Here is a 3,318-nt window from a genome sequence, read left to right on the forward strand (position 1 = left end):
TTTGATGCCTGGCAGTGTCCTACTCTCGCATGGGGAGACCCCACACTACCATCGGCGCTACGGCGTTTCACTTCTGAGTTCGGCATGGGGTCAGGTGGGACCACCGCGCTATTGCCGCCAGGCAAATTCTGTTTCATTCCAGGCCGTTACATGTCTCTTCACACGTAACCACCAGAACCAATCTAAGAACATCGCTGAAAATTAAAACTTATATTCTCTCTCTCACCAAAACACCTTCGGTGTTGTAAGGTTAAGCCTCACGGTTCATTAGTACTGGTTAGCTCAATGCATCGCTGCACTTACACACCCAGCCTATCAACGTCTTAGTCTTAAACGTTCCTTCAGGGACCTTAAAGGCCCAGGGAAGACTCATCTCGAGGCAAGTTTCGTGCTTAGATGCTTTCAGCACTTATCTTTTCCGCACTTAGCTACCGGGCAGTGCCATTGGCATGACAACCCGAACACCAGTGGTGCGTTCACTCCGGTCCTCTCGTACTAGGAGCAACCCCTCTCAATCTTCCAACGCCCACGGCAGATAGGGACCGAACTGTCTCACGACGTTCTAAACCCAGCTCGCGTACCACTTTAAATGGCGAACAGCCATACCCTTGGGACCTACTTCAGCCCCAGGATGTGATGAGCCGACATCGAGGTGCCAAACACCGCCGTCGATATGAACTCTTGGGCGGTATCAGCCTGTTATCCCCGGAGTACCTTTTATCCGTTGAGCGATGGCCCTTCCATTCAGAACCACCGGATCACTAAGACCTACTTTCGTACCTGCTCGAGCCGTCACTCTCGCAGTCAAGCTAGCTTATGCCTTTGCACTAACCTCACGATGTCCGACCGTGATTAGCTAACCTTCGTGCTCCTCCGTTACTCTTTGGGAGGAGACCGCCCCAGTCAAACTACCCACCAGACACTGTCCTCACCCCAGATTATGGGGCCGAGTTAGAACATCAAACATTAAAGGGTGGTATTTCAAGGTTGGCTCCATGCAGACTGGCGTCCACACTTCGATGCCTCCCACCTATCCTACACATCAAGGCTCAATGTTCAGTGTCAAGCTATAGTAAAGGTTCACGGGGTCTTTCCGTCTTGCCGCGGGTACACTGCATCTTCACAGCGAGTTCAATTTCACTGAGTCTCGGGTGGAGACAGCCTGGCCATCATTACGCCATTCGTGCAGGTCGGAACTTACCCGACAAGGAATTTCGCTACCTTAGGACCGTTATAGTTACGGCCGCCGTTTACTGGGGCTTCGATCAAGAGCTTCGCGTTGCCGCTAACCCCATCAATTAACCTTCCAGCACCGGGCAGGCGTCACACCGTATACGTCCACTTTCGTGTTTGCACAGTGCTGTGTTTTTATTAAACAGTTGCAGCCAGCTGGTATCTGCGACTGGCTTCAGCTCCGAGAGCAAGTCTCTTCACCTACGCGCCAGCGTGCCTTCTCCCGAAGTTACGGCACCATTTTGCCTAGTTCCTTCACCCGAGTTCTCTCAAGCGCCTGGGTATTCTCTACCTGACCACCTGTGTCGGTTTGGGGTACGATTCTGTGTTACCTGGAGCTTAGAGGCTTTTCCTGGAAGCTTGGCATCAACCACTTCGCCACCGTAGTGACTCGTCATCACGCCTCAGGGTTAGATAAGAGAACGGATTTACCAATTCTCTCCCCCTACACGCTTAAACCGGGACAACCGTCGCCCGGCCAGCCTAGCCTTCTCCGTCCCCCCTTCGCAGTAACACCGAGTACGGGAATATTAACCCGTTTCCCATCGACTACGCCTTTCGGCCTCGCCTTAGGGGTCGACTCACCCTGCCCCGATTAACGTTGGACAGGAACCCTTGGTCTTCCGGCGAGCGGGTTTTTCACCCGCTTTATCGTTACTTATGTCAGCATTCGCACTTCTGATACCTCCAGCAGCCCTCACAGACCACCTTCAACGGCTTACAGAACGCTCCCCTACCCAACAACGCCTAAGCGTCGCTGCCGCAGCTTCGGTGCATGGTTTAGCCCCGTTACATCTTCCGCGCAGGCCGACTCGACCAGTGAGCTATTACGCTTTCTTTAAATGATGGCTGCTTCTAAGCCAACATCCTGGCTGTCTATGCCTTCCCACATCGTTTCCCACTTAACCATGACTTTGGGACCTTAGCTGGCGGTCTGGGTTGTTTCCCTCTTCACGACGGACGTTAGCACCCGCCGTGTGTCTCCCGTGATAACATTCTTCGGTATTCGGAGTTTGCATCGGGTTGGTAAGCCGGGATGGCCCCCTAGCCGAAACAGTGCTCTACCCCCGAAGATGAGTTCACGAGGCGCTACCTAAATAGCTTTCGGGGAGAACCAGCTATCTCCCGGTTTGATTGGCCTTTCACCCCCAGCCACAAGTCATCCGCTAATTTTTCAACATTAGTCGGTTCGGTCCTCCAGTTAGTGTTACCCAACCTTCAACCTGCCCATGGCTAGATCACCGGGTTTCGGGTCTATACCTTGCAACTAGACGCCCAGTTAAGACTCGGTTTCCCTACGGCTCCCCTATTCGGTTAACCTTGCTACAAAATATAAGTCGCTGACCCATTATACAAAAGGTACGCAGTCACCCCATAAAAGAGGCTCCCACTGCTTGTACGTACACGGTTTCAGGTTCTATTTCACTCCCCTCGCCGGGGTTCTTTTCGCCTTTCCCTCACGGTACTGGTTCACTATCGGTCAGTCAGGAGTATTTAGCCTTGGAGGATGGTCCCCCCATATTCAGACAGGATGTCACGTGTCCCGCCCTACTCATCGAACTCACAGCTGATGCATTTTAGTGTACGGGGCTATCACCCTTTACTGCGCGACTTTCCAGACGCTTCCACTAACACACCTGCTGATTCAGGTTCTGGGCTCTTCCCCGTTCGCTCGCCGCTACTGGGGGAATCTCGGTTGATTTCTTTTCCTCGGGGTACTTAGATGTTTCAGTTCCCCCGGTTCGCCTCGTATGGCTATGTATTCACCATACGATAGTGCAACGAATTGCACTGGGTTTCCCCATTCGGGTATTGCCGGTTATAACGGTTCATATCACCTTACCGACACTTTTCGCAGATTAGCACGCCCTTCATCGCCTCTGACTGCCTAGGCATCCACCGTGTACGCTTAGTCACTTAACCTCACAACCCGAAGGTGTCTTATGTAAACAGAAGACAGATTCGTGCTGTAAACAATTGAGAGACTCTCTGACAGGGTACTTCTTACCCCAAGACTTCTACGGAGGGATAAGTTTCTGCTGTCAGGTTTCAATTTTCAGCTTGTTCCAGATTGTTAAAGAGCAA

2 rRNA genes are annotated in these 3,318 nt (G+C 52.2%); both read right to left on the reverse strand.

Annotated elements, in window-relative coordinates:
* Positions 1 to 6: 6 nt before the first annotated feature.
* Positions 7 to 122: ribosomal RNA gene (gene rrf, locus AC2A1E_RS23860) — 5S ribosomal RNA — on the reverse strand.
* A gap of 124 nt (positions 123 to 246) precedes the next feature.
* Positions 247 to 3,156: ribosomal RNA gene (locus AC2A1E_RS23865) — 23S ribosomal RNA — on the reverse strand.
* Between the last annotated feature and the right edge of the window lie 162 nt (positions 3,157 to 3,318).

Source organism: Serratia sp. HNCC26DJ206 (genome assembly GCF_057180605.1).